The sequence below is a fragment of the Anaerolineae bacterium genome (assembly GCA_016931895.1).
Taxonomy (GTDB): domain Bacteria; phylum Chloroflexota; class Anaerolineae; order 4572-78; family J111; genus JAFGNV01.
In genome coordinates this window covers 13,468-27,608 of record JAFGDY010000263.1, presented here as the reverse complement: position 1 = coordinate 27,608, position 14,141 = coordinate 13,468, and the positions used below count along the sequence as shown (strand labels likewise).

The following is a 14,141-nucleotide window of genomic DNA, read 5'->3' as shown; positions in this document are numbered from 1 at the left end:
TAGGAGTATGGACCGTGTCTCAGTTCCATTGTGGGGGATCGCGCTCTCACGCCCCCTAGCCGTCTTAGCCTTGGTAGGCCATTACCCCACCAACAAGCTGATAGCCCGCAGGCCCCTCCCGAGGCGCCGGAGCTTTAGTCAAGGGCGTCTAAACTCCTTGACATCTGGGGTATTAGCCATGGTTTCCCATGGTTATCCCCCACCTCGGGGCAGGTCACCAACGTGTTACTCACCCGTTCGCCACTTTACTCCCCAATCGAAATCGGGTTTCACGTTCGACTTGCATGTGTTAGGCACGCCGCCAGCGTTCATCCTGAGCCAGGATCAAACTCTTCGTAAAATCTGAACAAGCAAACTTCTTCTGCTTGCGAATTAACGAATTGAGCCAATCACACTAGCTTAATTCCTGTCACTATTCAGTTGTTAAGGACCATATCCAGACAAATAAAAACCGACACCCTGTTAAGTGGATGCCGGCGGAGACGACGCTCAAAGAAGGTTTCGCTCAAATAACGCTCAAAGAAATCACCTTGAGGTTTCGTCTCCTGTCTTGTTGTTACGGAACTTCCCCCAATATCGGGGGCGAATTCGCCTGTAATTTAAGGCAACAAATAATATACCATATTTGTTGCTCGTTGTCAAGTACTATTTTCCTCACACAACGAGCGATATATTACCATACCTCAAAAAGTTTGTCAAGCCCTTTTGTGGTGATTTTTGCTAAATTTACCTTAAGGTTTTTTTAACTTGACCCTGGGCCAAATCTTATAAAAAGATTTGCCTTTAACAACTACCCCCATAGCATATCACAACTTTTTATTTACGCAAATGAAAGAGGCCTGCCTGTCAACTTTCAAAAAGAGAAACATTTGGCGCTTCATTTCAGACATGCTAAACTATGACCCCTTTACCCGTTTTAATCAAACAAGGAGGTTTCAACCACTCTTGCCTAAGCAATTCTATGGTTTCATAATTTTATTGACCGGCCTGGCCCTGGCCTGCCGCGGCGCTCAAGATACTACGGGTCGAGTAGCTCCCCCCACCCGGACTCCCCTCCCCACCTTTACCGTAACCCCCACCCCTGCACTGCTGCCACTCCCCTCCTCCACCCCTCCCACCGAGACCCCATTTTTGCCACCAGATACGCCCACCCCCAGCCCCACCGCCCCCCCAACAGACACCCCCTTACCAACTCCTACCCCCACTCAACAACCCCTGCCGCCAACAAACACGCCGCTGCCCCCCCCCACCGAGGCCCCAACCATAACCCCCACCCCCGCACCCATTATTAAATATGTGCTTGCCGGCGCCCAACGCGAATTCAACTGCGATTTCACCTACATCTACGGCACAGTCAAAAACGCCAACAATTTCGGCATTCCTGAGGTGGAAGTGCGCGCGCTTGGGATTCATGAAACCACCGGCCTGGATTTTGTGACTCGCACCGATGCCGAAGGAAATTATGAAATTTTTCGTATCCCTTTTGCCGATTTATTGGCCGCGCAGTGGGCCGTTATGATCATGGAAAACGGTCAAGAAGTATCAGAACGTTTTCACTGGGCCTCCACGCCTGTTTGCGAGAGTGATGATCCGGGCCACAGCCAGGTGTTGCGGCTGGACTGGAAATTGATCGAATAAGGTTCTGTCTCCTCAAACTTTGGGCCACTGAACTGCTCCAGGTAAAAACAGCCAGGCGTTATCAGCCTGATTTTTTGTTTTAAATGCTATTCAATATGACCTTTCCCCCATCACATGGGCGAGTAATACGTGATATAATATAGATAATCAAATTGCCAGTCCAGAACATGGCCAGGTAATTACTCTGGCCAGACTGTCAAAATTCGCCAATCCTTTGTTAATAAAGGAATGGAGATTGATATGAACCGACAAATTTTGCGGATGCAGTGGCAAGTAGTGGCCACCCGCACCGCCAGCAATATAGAAACTGACGTAGATGGACTCCCGCTGCGGATATTGCTGGTTGATGATGATGAAGATGATTACGTGATTACGCGCGATCTGTTGGCTGAAATCAAAGAAGACAGATTCAGCATTGACTGGGTAGATTCTTACGAAGCCGCCCTGACCGCTATAAAAAATGACGCCCACGACGTTTATCTGATTGACTATCGTCTTGGGGGACACAACGGGTTAGAACTTCTAAGCAAGGCCATCGAGATGGGCTGCACTGCGCCTCTCATTTTGCTGACCGGACAGGGTGATCGGTCCGTAGATGTTGAGGCCATGAAAAGAGGGGCCGCAGATTATCTGGTTAAAGATCAAATTGACGCCCCTATGCTAGAACGTTCTATCCGCTATGCCGTTGAACGCAAACTGGCCGAACAGACCCTGCGCGGGTCGGAGCATTTCATCAGAACAATTATTTCCAGTGTTGGAGAAGGCATCATTGGTTATGACCGTGAACTGCGCTGCCAGATATGGAACAAGTTCATGGAAAACTTAACCGGCTTACCGGAAGAAAAAGTTGTGGGAAGGTCTGCCACAGAACTCTTTGCTCACCCCCACGAACCGGGCAAGTCCCAGCCCCTGGAACGGGTTTTGGCCGGAGAAATTGTCCGCCCGCCTGACACGCCCTACCACATCTCCGAGACAGGCAAACAGGGTTGGCTTGTAGCCGTATACAGCCCGCATATCGCGCCAAACGGGGAAATCATTGGGGTGGTAGCCACCATTCGGGATATCACCGAGCGCAAACAGGCCGAAGAAGCCATCCAACGCCTGGCCGAACAACGCAAACGCCTGCTTGAAGTGTCTCAGACAATCCTTTCTACCCTGACCCTGACCGAAATTGTGGACCAAGTCCAGCAAGCGTTTGAGGGAATCCTCAAATACGATGCCTGCGGCCTCTATTGGCTTGAGCCAGAAGAAAGCCTGTTACGTCCCTCCCAGGGCTGGGGCAGGGGTTGGGTTTCTGACAACTTACAAGATGAGCCTATTCCCCTGGGCAAAGGAATCACCAGCCTGGCGCTTCACTCAGAAAAAGGGGAACTGGTAAATAAGGCCCATCTTGACCCGCGCTCTTTTTATCCAGAGGGAGCCCAGGTAGCCTGTGAACACCTGATCAGTATCCCCATTCGGACAAAGGAGAAAACCCTGGGCGTTTTCAACATGTCTCGCCGGACAGACCCGCCCTTTACCAACGAAGAATTTGAATTGGTCCAATTGTTCATTGCCCAGGCCACTAACGCTATTGAAAATGCTTACCTGCATGCCGAAACAGAAAAGCGGGCCCAACAGTTGGCCGTTCTGCACGAATTGGACCGGGCCATCACTACCAGCCTGCGCATCACCGACATCTACCACGCCTTCACCCGCCATGCCATCCGGCTGCTCCCTTACGACCGGACCTCCATTACCCTCCTTGACCAAAACAAGCTGCGCCTAACCTACGTGGCCGGTGAAGATAAACCCCTGCCCCACCTGGGCGCTACGCTATCGTGCCAAAATTCAATTCCCGGCCGGGTGGTGAACCAGGGCCAACCATCTATCCATCATAATATGGCCGTCCGCGGCGATTCTCCTGAAGACAAAGCGCTTTGGGGAGAAGGGATTCAATCGAGCATGATTATTCCTCTGCGCGTCAAAGGCCAGGTGATTGGCACCTGGAACCTGGGCAGCCGTCAAACCGGCAGTTATAATCCAGACGACCTGGACATTGCTCAATCCATGGCCGACCAACTGGCAATTGCTATTGAGAACGCCCGCTTGTTTCAGCAAGCCAAACAAGAAATTGCCGAACGGAAACGAATAGAGGAAGCGCCACGAGCCAGTGAGGTAAAATATCGCACCCTGATTGAACGGATGAGCGAAGGCTTGTTGCAGGTTGACAACGACGATATAATTCAGTTTGTTAATGACCGATTTTGTGAGATGGTCGGTTACTCCCGCAATGAACTCCTGGGCAAGCCCGCCTCCGAATTACGGCTACAGGAAAAGATAGCTAAAAATCACCTTCAGGCGCAGGATAGCTTTGACCAGTATGAAACGCAACTCATGAAAAAATCGGGAGAAATGCTCTGGGTCCAGGTGGGCGGCGCGCCCGTGCTAGATGCCGAGGGCAAAATTATTGGTTCGGTCAGAATTCATACCGACATCACCGAACGCAAACGGGCCGAAGAAACAAGAGCCAAACTGGAAGAGCAATTACGCCAATCCCAAAAGATGGAAGCTGTCGGCACGCTGGCCGGGGGGATTGCCCATGATTTCAACAATCTTCTGACGGCCATTATGGGCTATAGTGGCCTGGCCCTGGATACCTTATCGCCCGACAATCCCACCTATAATGATATTCAAGGCATTCAAAAAACCGCCGAGCGGGCCGCCAACCTGACCCGCCAGCTCCTGGCTTTTGCCCGCCGGCAAATGATTGAGCTAAGAGTGCTCAATTTGAACGAGCTTATTTTAAATATGGGCAAAATGCTACACCGCCTCATTGGCGAGGATATTGAATTGGTGACCATCCCCACCCCCAATCTGGGGCTGGTCAAAATTGATCCCGGCCAGTTTGAACAGGTTCTGGTCAATCTGGCCATCAATGCCCGTGACGCTATGCCCAACGGCGGCAAATTAACCATCGAGACGGCCAACGTTACCCTTGATTGGCCCTACGCCCAACAGCATGCCGAGGTTGTACCCGGCGAGTACATAATGCTGGCTGTCAGCGATAACGGCGTGGGAATGACCGAAGAGGTGCAGGACCATATTTTTGAACCTTTTTTCACCACCAAAGAAGTGAATAAAGGCACCGGTTTGGGTTTAGCCACCTGTTTTGGCATTGTTAAACAAAGCGACGGCCACATCTGGGTATACAGTGAACCTGGAAAAGGCACCACTTTTAAGGTTTACCTGCCCCGTATCCTTGAACCGGAAACGGCTTCTCCCTTCAAACATAACGCTTTTAGCGATTTGCCGCGGGGGAAGGAAACCGTGTTACTGGTAGAAGATGAGTTTGCCGTGCGCGACCTGGCCGCCCGCATGCTGCGCCAGCAGGGCTATAAGCTACTGGAAGCGGCCAATGGCCACGAGGCGTTACGTCTGGCTCAAAAAATGAGTGAGGAAAAAATAGACTTATTGGTAACAGATGTAATTATGCCCCGTTTGGGCGGCAGAGACCTGGCCCACCGGCTAAAGGCAACCCATCCCTCGCTCAAAGTGCTGTTCACTTCGGGTTATGCCGACAACGCCATTGTTCACCACGGGGTGCTGGAGCCGGGCCTGGCCTTTTTGCAAAAACCTTTTTCCCCGGAAATGCTGGTGCGCAAGGTGAGAGAGGTTTTGGACGAGGGTCAGGGATAGGGCCTCACCAAGATATTACTTCCTCAATTGCCGCCGCGGTCGCCCACCCCTGCAAGTTTCCGGGAAGCGTGATCCGTTTCCATTCAGACCGACTTTCAAGCAAACGCACTTCAGTTCCGGCATGCAGCGTGAATTCAAGCAAATATTGTTGGGTATCGCCGGGGCCGCTGGTTATTTGCGTCTCCGGGGCCACCACTACCGCCGGAGGATACCGCCATTCATTATACAAACGACCGGCCACTGAGATAAGCCCCACCGCCAAAAACAGAACCAAGCCAGCCATGATCCACCCAAAAACATACCGAAACCGGGGCAGCAAAATGGCCAGAACCGCAAAATAACAAAGCAATACCCATAAAACCAGGGCCAAAACGGCCACCTCATTCAAGGTCAGCCACCCCTCAAACACCTGCACTACGTCGGTCAGACCCTTGTCAGCTTCAAGTTGGTCCACCGTTTGGGCCAGAGCAAAATTCAAATTGGCCGCAACATCGGCATCGCGCGGGGCCAAGTGCTGCGCGCGGCGGTAGTTGAGAATAGCCCGGCCCAAATCTCCCTGTTTAAAGTAGGCATTGCCCAAGTTGTAGTAAACCTCACTGTTGTGTATCCCGGCTTCAACGATGGCCTCATAAATAACAGCAGCTTCGGCAAATTGGCCGGCCTCGTAGTGCTGATTGGCTTTCAACATTGCCTCCGGGGGACTCAATTCGATTTGGGCCAGGCAGGGGATTCCGGCCAGGAGCAAAAACAGACTCACCAAAATGGTCAAGCGCAAACCTTTAAACGCAAAAGCCGATACTTGATCCTTGACACCTGACACTTGACACCTGACACTTGACACTTGACACTTACTTCCAAACATTACCGCCGCCTTGAAAATGATTTTTCTAGATTGTTGATGAGTCGTTGGGTTTCAGTAAGCAAAGATTGCACAACCGTTTCTTCGATGGGGGCAAAACGCCCCGCCTCAACCTGCGTTAACACTGCTTTGACCTGCTCAAGCAAGGAGGGGTCAAGCTGATATTGGTGGAGCAGGTTGATCAATTCATCATTGGTCAGGCCAACAGTGGGCCGGTTCAACTTGTCCGCCAGATAGCCCAACAAAGCCCGCTGGGCGGCGGCGTAACCATCGGCGCCGGTTTGGCCCGCCCCGGCCAAAATTTTTTGCGCTGTGCGTCGGGCGCGTTGGCTCCGGGCATAGGCGGTATCCAGCGCCAATCGCTGCCGCCGGTTTTGCCAAAACCACACCCCCCCTACAATCAACACCGGCAAAATCCAAAAAGCCCAGTAAAGCGGCTGGTGCAATAACAGGCCGCCGGCGCTTTCCAGAATGGTTGGCACCGGTTTTATATGACGAATATCGCCCGTTGTCAGGGTGATGGGCTGCTTGTCAGAACCCAATACTACCAGGGGCGAGGAAAAAGTTGCATCGTTAGGGTAAATGGTAAGGGGGATAGGCTCAGTTTTAATAGTGCGATACTCGCCCGCCTGGGGGTCATAGTAACTAAAACTAATCGGGGGAAACTCATAATCTCCGGGGTGGCCGGGCACAATGAGCCTTTCAAAACGACGCCGGCCATACACTTCCTCTTCCCGCACTTCAAGGCTGCTTGAAGATTGGCTGTCAAAGATACGCCAGTTGGGCAATTCAGGCAGAGGCGGTTCGGTAAGAACTTCTACATTACCCGTTCCCTCAATATCTATAAATAAGGTCAGCGGTTCATCCACCTGGCCCTCAGTTTCACTAAGATGGGCCTGGATTTCAAACTGACCGACTGCCCCGCTAAAATCGGGCGGCGCTCCTTCTGGCAGGGATTGCACCTCAATGGTGAGCGGTTCTGTTTCCAGGGCAATATCCGGGTTGAACAGATCGCCAGGGATAACGAGTTTGGCCGGTTCAATGGTCAGCGGACCGGGATTGGCCGGAAAAAGGGCGGTATGAACTTCGGTCACAAAATAGTTCTGCCCGTTGATGGTAGTGGAGTAATAAGGTTGGGCCAAAACAGTTGAACCCCAAAAGTTGGTAAAAGAGGGCGGCTGGTAATCCGGCCGGCTAAACGTAGGCAAGGAAGCGTCAGCCGCCTGGTAAAATCTAAAAATGTAAGTAATTTGTTGACCAAGATAGGGGGTTGGATTATCCACCTCGGCTTCCACAAAAACAGGTTGGCCAACCAGGCTTGTTGGAGCCTCGATAGTAGCAGGGGGGGTGCCGGGTAGCGTGGGGTTCAAACCAGGCGTAACCTTAATATGGATTGACTCTGTTTGGTAAGTTTGGCCGTCAATGGTCACGCTCAGGGAGGGGATAACCAGGTTGCCCGCTTTTAATGGTTGGAGATGGTAACGGTAAATGCCCTGGGATGTCATCTTCCCATTGATAATGCTGATTTGAGTAGAAGAGCCACTGTTAATCACCGCAAAATCTACCAGGCCGGACAGGTCAGGCTGGGGAATGTTGACCAGTTCGCTGGTGACCGTAACCGTGAGCAAAAGCTCCTCATCGGTAGAAAGGGTCGTGCGGTCAACTTGGACCATGATGGGGGATTGAGCCAAGACAACATAATCTCCTGCGCCTGCGCCGACAAACAAGATAATGACCAGGCAGATCGTGCGGAGGGCGATCCAGCTATAGTGGTCGGCTGGCGTATGGTCTACCTCGCCCTGTTTATACCTGGGGCAATGATGGTGAGCAAGCATGCTTTTATGGCTCCTACCAATCTCGATCCGGTCTGGGCGCCGGTTGGCCAAGTTGTCGCTGTAAACGCTCCTGCAACGTTTGGCTATCCTGGCCCAGGGCGTCCAATAATTGCTCCGCCTCGCTGCGAGAAAGCCCGCCCTGGCCGCCTGCTTGCTGTTGTTGATCCGGCGGCTGTGATCCACCAGACTGATCTGGTTGGTCCGGTTGTTGTCCCTGGCCGCTTTCATTTTCCTGATCTTGGTTATCTTGTTGACCTTGTTGCTCTTGCTGTTGTTGTTGACCCTGCTGGTCTTGTTGATTGTCTTGCTGCTGGCCGCCCCCGCCTTGCTGTTGTTGTTGCTGTTGCTGCTGTTCTAATAATTTTTGCAAAGCTAACTCCAAGTTTTGCTTGGCGTCCATATCGTCAGGATTCAGCAATAAGGCCTGCTGGTAGGCCTCTATAGCCGCCGACCAATCTTGAGCCTGAAAATAGGTGTTACCAAGATTATAATAAGCTTGCTGCTTCAATTCATCATCTGCGCCGCGCAACGACTGTTTTAACTGGGCCACAGCGCCTTCCAGATTCTCCTGGCGGTGGTGGGTATTGCCCGCATTATAGTAGGGTTCGGCCAAATCGGGGTTTTCCTGTTGGGCCGTGGTGTAATCTTTTATCGCCTCGTCAAACTTCTCTGCCTCAAAATCTCTATTGCCCCGGTTATTGTACCGGGCCGCAGCCGAGCCACAACCGGAAAGCAACACAATTGCCATTAGCCAAATAAGCCATTGACCTTTTTTCATACGCTGCTCCTTATCTCTTCCATCTTGCGCTTGCGGTCGGGGATCAACTCGCTGACCACCAAAGCCATTACCGCTACGGCCAAAAACCATTGAAACCGCTCGATGCCCCGGGTTTCAAAACGACCCTCCAATTCGGTGGTTTGCAGTTCGCCCACGGCGTTGGCCAAAAAACCCACTTCCCGGCCATCGGCGGCGGCCCGAAAGTAACGGCCATTGGTAATGAGGGCAATTTGCTGCAAGGTGGTTTCATCCAAGCGGGTCAGCACAATTTCACCCTCACGGTTCTGTTTGTAACCAATTAATTCACCCAGGTTATCGTACTGGGGAATGGGTTCGCCGTTGGGGGAACCAAAACCAATGGTATAAACAATGATGCCTTGCTCGGCTGCTTGTTGGGCCGCGGCCAGCACGTCACCCTCGTGATTCTCGCCATCGGTCAGTAGAATAATTACTTTTTGAGTGGCGCGTTCCTCGTTAAAGCCGGTCATCGCAATCTCAATGGCCTCGGCAATGGCGGTGCCGGGCCGGGAGATAAGGCCCGGTTTGGCCGCGTCCAGAAACATCCGGGCCGTGGTAAAATCCGAAGTGAGTGGGAATTGCACAAAGGCCGCCCCGGAAAAGAGCACCAGGCCCAGTTCATTGCCTTCCAGCCGATCCATCAGCTCATTAATCTCCAATTTGGCCCGCGCCAAACGGCTGGGTTTGAGGTCTTCGGCCTGCATGCTCTCCGATATGTCCAGGGCCACCATAATTTCAACGCCCTGCCGCTCGATATACTCCACCTGAGCGCCCCAGCGAGGCCGGGCCAGGGCGATAATAGAAAAAACCAATACTAAAAACCAAAGCGCCATCCGCCAACGCCGGCCCCGCCGATTAACGGCAGCGCTCAATTTGGCAATAAGCTGAGGCGCGCCCAGCCGAGACAACTGCGCTCGCTCCCACCGGGCCAGCAGGGCCAAAATAAAGGCCAGCAGTATTAAGGGGATAAAACACGTTAGATAGATTGGTTGAGCAAAATCCATAAAGCAATCCTGCGATCCCGGTTTAAGGCAACAATTCGGCGCAGTGGTGCACACCTTGTTCTAAGAACCTGTCTGAAAAGCCTCACATAGGCTCCATGTCATTTCGACCGTAACGAGAAATCCCTAGGGGGTAATATTTTCGAGCGAGATTCCGGGGATTTCTCGGCCTATGGCCTCGAAATGACATGCTTTTCAGGCGGCTTTTAAAATCAGATTTTTGACGCACACGCTTAAGGTATCGTCTTAAATATTGTTTTACGCAATAATATTTCCATGGCCAGCAACAGGCCGGCAGGAATGATAAGCCAGGCGGCCAACTCGGTATAGCGGGTGAAGGTTCTTACTTCAACCTGCGAGCGTTCCAATTCGTTGATGGTATCGTAAATTTCTTGCAAGCCGCGCTCGTCCTCGGCCCTGAAGTAGAGGCCGCCGGTCAGGTCGGCAATCTGGCGCAGTGTTTCTTCGTCAATCTCTGAGCCACGATATTCTATCCGGCCGTCAGGAAAGGGCAAGGGGGCCGGGCCGGGCCGGGCCGCGCCAATGGTGTAAACCCGGATGTACAGCGCTTTGGCAATCTCAGCCGCCGTCAGCGGGTCAATCTGGCCGGAGTTATTGGCTCCATCGGTCAGCAAAACAATGACCCGGCTTTTGGCTTCAGAATCGCGCAGCATATTGGCCCCGTTGGCCAGGCCCAAACCAATGGCCGTACCGCTTTCCAGGCCAATGTCCCACGAAACTTGGGTTTCAACCAGGATACGGCGCAAAACGTTATAGTCGAGCGTGGGCGGTACCTGGCTAAAAGCCTCCGTGGCAAACACCACCAGTCCCACCCGATCATACTCCCGATTTTCAATGAAGTCGAGAATGACTTGTTTGGCCGCGCCCAAACGGTTTGGCTCAAAATCAAGAGCGGCCATGCTACCAGAAATATCCAAGACAATGGCAATGTCCACGCCCTCGCCGGTAATGACTTCCCGGGCGCTGCCGGATTGCGGCCGGGCCAGGGCCACAATCAAGAGAACCAGGGCCAGGTAGCGCATCACGGGCAAAATAAAACGTCCTCTCTGCCGCAGCGAGGGCGGATGCATGGTCAACCGCACATCGGAATATTGCAGCGTGGCCGGTTTAAGCCGGCCACGGGCCAGGAGTGGCAACAGGGCCAGCACAAACGGCGCAATCAAAAATACCAACAGCCAGGGCGAGGCAAAACGAAACATCAGGCCAGCACCTCCGCTTCAGGAATCGAAGCAGTCGTCTTCATTTCAGGGGTGGTGGCGTCAACAATAACCCGGGCCTTGTTAATGAGGCCATTCACCTCATCAGGGTCAGGCAGGTAACGGGCAAATTTAACCAGGTCGCTTTCAAAAAGCAGGCGCATAAAAACACTGACCTCGCGCATAGGCGTATTAACTCTTTGAAAAGCAAACCGCAATTCGCCGGTGGTTTGTTCCAGGGCCGGGATTTGATAGCGACCTTCAATGTAACGCCGCAGGCAGTTGGCCACCAGGATATAATGTTCTTTGATCCGCTGTTGGGCCGGCAAATTGAGCGCCTCAATACGGTCCAACTCTTCATGGGCAATTACTTCCGGCGGGCGCAGGTCAATAACCGGGATAGGGCGGCCCAATTCGACCGGAACAGAGCGTCGCTGCCAGCGGCGATAGAGCCACATCCCCCCGGCCGTAAGCAACACGGCCAGGAGCATGGCTACCCATAAACCGGCTAAAATCCAGGGCCAGAGAGGCGGCACCGGCAGGTCGGCTTGAGCTTTCAAATCGCGCAAGGCGGTATCCTCGGTGAGCACACTGGTTACCTGAATGGGGATAACGGGCGCGGCCAATTCCTCCACCGAGCCATCCGGTTTACGATGGGCCACTACCAACGCCGGGGTTTGATATTCGCCCGGGGAAAAGAGCGTAACCACAATATCCTTGCCGGTGATAGCGGTACCATCGCCGTTGTCTACAGTCTCCGGCGCGGTCTGGTCAACCAGCACAAAAGCCTGCCACTGCCCTTCCAATTGCGGCAAAACCACGCGGGAATCGCGGGGATGGGTGATTTCCAGGCGTAAGGTTATCTGGTCGCCCACGGTGAGGGGTTTATCCGGGGCGGGCGATTTGATATAAAACTCAACATTGGCGTCGGGAGACTGGGCGAAAATAGGAAAGGTAAACGGCGATAAAGCCAAAAGCAGAATGATGAGCGCAGACGCGATTCGTAAGGCAGCCCGATTGTAATGGCCGGTTTGCGTAAAACGGGTTACGTATTGCGTAAAACCTACTCCTGGAAACTTGACCCTTAACACCTGATACTTCTCCATACTTACCGCCGCAAGCGCCGGACGCGCTTTTCAAAAAAAACGGTCAGCGGCGTCACATACTCGGCATCGGTGGTAATGTCAATACGATCTACTTTGGCTTTGCGAAAAACTCGATCCCGCGCCAGGCGTAATTCGCTGACCCGTTCTATAAATGACTCGCGCCAGTGGCGGCTGCTGGTATCCAGCCATTGCGTCTGGCCGGTTTCGGCATCCTCCAAGGCCACCAGGCCCACCCTGGGCCATTCCCATTCCCGAGGGTCGCTCAAAGTAACAGCAATCACATCGTGGCGACGATTACTGATCTGCAACACCCGCCGATAACTTTCCGGCGACGTCAGAAAATCGGAGATGAGAAAAACTATGCTGCGCCGCTTGAGCACGCGATTGACCAGGTCCAAAGCCAACTTCAAATCTGTCCCCCCCCCCTGCGGGGCAAAGGCCAACAAATCGCGGATGAGGCGCAGCACGTGACGACGCCCCTTGCGGGGGGAAATAAATAACTCCACCTGGTCGGTAAAAACCAATAAGCCCACTTTGTCGTTGTTGCTGATGGCCGAAAAGGCCAGCACCGCGGCCAACTCAGCCGCAATTTCTCGTTTGAAGCGATTGATTGTGCCAAATTGGCCAGAGGCGCTGGCGTCAACCAGGAGCATCACGGTCAATTCCCGCTCTTCAACGTACCGTTTGATAAAGAGCTGGCCGGTACGGGCGGTCACATTCCAATCAATATCCCGCACTTCGTCGCCGGGTTGGTAGGGACGCACTTCGTCAAACTCCATGCCCCGGCCTTTAAAGATGGCGTGATATTCACCGGCAAAACTATCGTTGACCAGGCGGCGGGTGCGTATTTCGATGCGGCGAATTTTTTTGATGAGTTCAGGTGTGAGCATGGGCAATTATGAATTATGAATTGTGAATTGTGAATTGTGAATTGTGAATGATTATTGGCTTCTTTGGGCAGCAGGTCATTAATTGTTCACAATTAATCATTAATAATTTCATTATTCACCATTATCTCAGGGCACTTCAATTTGATCTAAAATTCGTTGGACAATATCGGCGCTGGTGACTTCTTCGGCTTCAGCCTCGTAGCTGATGACCAGGCGATGGCGCAGGATGTCGGGCGCAATCTGCTTGATGTCTTCCGGGGTCACAAAGCCCCGGCCTTTGAGAAAGGCGTGGGCGCGAGCGGCCATTATCAGATAAATGCTGGCCCGCGGCGATGCGCCAAAGGCAATGAGCGGTTCCAAATCAAGCAGGCCGTTGTCGCCGGGCTGGCGCGTGGCAAAAACCAGGTCAAGCACGTAATCCTTGATTTTTTCATCTACGTAAATTTGGCGCACTACCTGGCGGGCGTGGAGCAAATCATGGGGCGTGATCACGGGCCTGACCTCGGGCAAGATTGTGCCCGTCATCCGGTCAATGATGAGGCGCTCTTCGGCCCGCGAGGGATAACCAACAATCACCTTTAGCATAAAACGGTCCACCTGAGCTTCGGGCAGGGGATAGGTGCCTTCCTGTTCAATTGGGTTTTGGGTGGCCAACACCAAAAAGGGGTCTTCCAGGGGATAGGTGGCATCGCCAATGGTCACCTGTCTTTCTTGCATCGCTTCTAAAAGGGCGCTCTGCACTTTGGCCGGGGCGCGATTGATCTCATCGGCCAAAATGAAATTGGCAAAGATGGGCCCCTGGTGCGGCGTAAATTCATTGGTGCGGGGATTGTAAACTTCCGTGCCAATCAGGTCGGCGGGCAGCAGGTCGGGCGTGAACTGAATTCGTTGAAATTGGGCCTGCACGGCCTGAGCCAGGGTTTTGACGGCCAGGGTTTTGGCCAGGCCGGGCACGCCTTCAAGCAAAATGTGGCCGTCGGCCAGCAGGCCAATGAGCAACCGCTCAATCAATCTTTCTTGGCCAACAATCACTTTGTTGACTTCGGCCAGCAGGTCTTGCAAAAAAAGCGCTTCTCGCTCTACGGCGGCGTTCAATTCGCGAATAGTTGTCATTTGCATGG

The 14,141-nt window shown here is 52.9% G+C and carries 10 protein-coding genes and 1 rRNA gene; 2 read left to right on the top strand and 9 right to left on the bottom strand.

Annotation, left to right across the window (positions count from 1 at the left end):
- Window positions 1-340 (bottom strand): 16S ribosomal RNA (locus JW953_20320); the annotation flags it as partial.
- A gap of 605 nt (window positions 341-945) precedes the next feature.
- On the opposite strand from JW953_20320, the gene JW953_20315 reads away from it, so the two are divergent.
- Both JW953_20315 and JW953_20310 read left to right on the top strand, forming a co-directional pair.
- Window positions 946-1,638 carry a carboxypeptidase regulatory-like domain-containing protein gene (locus JW953_20315; protein MBN1995051.1) on the top strand — a complete coding sequence of 231 codons (693 nt, stop codon included), beginning with the start codon at window positions 946-948 and terminating at the stop codon, window positions 1,636-1,638.
- A 240-nt stretch (window positions 1,639-1,878) separates the two neighbouring features.
- Window positions 1,879-5,316, top strand: coding sequence for a PAS domain S-box protein (locus JW953_20310; GenBank protein ID MBN1995050.1), 3,438 nt, complete (start codon window positions 1,879-1,881; stop codon window positions 5,314-5,316).
- Between the two features lie 4 nt (window positions 5,317-5,320).
- Here the strand turns inward: JW953_20310 and JW953_20305 are convergent, their stop codons facing one another.
- The 8 genes from JW953_20305 to JW953_20270 all read right to left on the bottom strand — a co-directional run bounded on the left by JW953_20305 (window position 5,321) and on the right by JW953_20270 (window position 14,133).
- Window positions 5,321-6,136, bottom strand: a complete 816-nt coding sequence (locus tag JW953_20305; GenBank protein ID MBN1995049.1) for a tetratricopeptide repeat protein — start codon at window positions 6,134-6,136, stop codon at window positions 5,321-5,323.
- A gap of 41 nt (window positions 6,137-6,177) precedes the next feature.
- On the bottom strand, window positions 6,178-8,010 hold the full coding sequence (locus JW953_20300) for a protein BatD (protein ID MBN1995048.1): 1,833 nt from the start codon (window positions 8,008-8,010) through the stop codon (window positions 6,178-6,180).
- A gap of 13 nt (window positions 8,011-8,023) precedes the next feature.
- Window positions 8,024-8,788 carry a tetratricopeptide repeat protein gene (locus JW953_20295; GenBank protein MBN1995047.1) on the bottom strand — a complete coding sequence of 255 codons (765 nt, stop codon included), beginning with the start codon at window positions 8,786-8,788 and terminating at the stop codon, window positions 8,024-8,026.
- A complete protein-coding gene (locus tag JW953_20290; GenBank protein MBN1995046.1) occupies window positions 8,785-9,810 on the bottom strand; it encodes a VWA domain-containing protein in 1,026 nt (341 codons plus the stop codon). Before JW953_20290 ends, JW953_20295 begins: the two co-directional genes overlap by 4 nt.
- A gap of 230 nt (window positions 9,811-10,040) precedes the next feature.
- A complete protein-coding gene (locus JW953_20285; GenBank protein ID MBN1995045.1) occupies window positions 10,041-11,027 on the bottom strand; it encodes a VWA domain-containing protein in 987 nt (328 codons plus the stop codon).
- Window positions 11,027-12,130, bottom strand: coding sequence for a hypothetical protein (locus tag JW953_20280; GenBank protein ID MBN1995044.1), 1,104 nt, complete (start codon window positions 12,128-12,130; stop codon window positions 11,027-11,029). Before JW953_20280 ends, JW953_20285 begins: the two co-directional genes overlap by 1 nt.
- Before the next feature lie 2 nt (window positions 12,131-12,132).
- On the bottom strand, window positions 12,133-13,020 hold the full coding sequence (locus JW953_20275) for a DUF58 domain-containing protein (GenBank protein ID MBN1995043.1): 888 nt from the start codon (window positions 13,018-13,020) through the stop codon (window positions 12,133-12,135).
- A 126-nt stretch (window positions 13,021-13,146) separates the two neighbouring features.
- A complete protein-coding gene (locus JW953_20270; protein ID MBN1995042.1) occupies window positions 13,147-14,133 on the bottom strand; it encodes a MoxR family ATPase in 987 nt (328 codons plus the stop codon).
- Between the last annotated feature and the right edge of the window lie 8 nt (window positions 14,134-14,141).